We start from the raw sequence: 243 nt of genomic DNA on the forward strand, positions 1-243 counted from the left end.
TGCCGGCGCCGGCGGGCGCGGCCGGCGTATCGTCATCCTGTGCGGCGCTGGCCGTGCGCGGCAGGAACAGGCGCACGGTGGTACCCTGGCCCGGCGCGCTGTCGATCCGCACCGCGCCGCCAATCTGGCGCATGCTGCCATAGATCTGTGCCAGGCCCAGCCCGGTGCCCTTGCCCACCGGCTTGGTGGTAAAGAACGGCTCCATCGCGCGGCGCAGGGTTTCCTCATCCATCCCCGCGCCGG

The 243-nt window shown here is 72.8% G+C and carries 1 protein-coding gene; it reads right to left on the bottom strand.

All coding sequences use genetic code 11. The annotated features are described in order from the left end of the window. Positions 1–243: ATP-binding protein (locus tag H926_RS28030; protein ID WP_043609886.1), on the bottom strand; the 243-nt coding region annotated here is incomplete at both ends.

This window comes from Novosphingobium sp. B-7 (assembly GCF_000410615.1).
GTDB classification, from domain to species: Bacteria; Pseudomonadota; Alphaproteobacteria; order Sphingomonadales; family Sphingomonadaceae; genus Novosphingobium; species Novosphingobium capsulatum.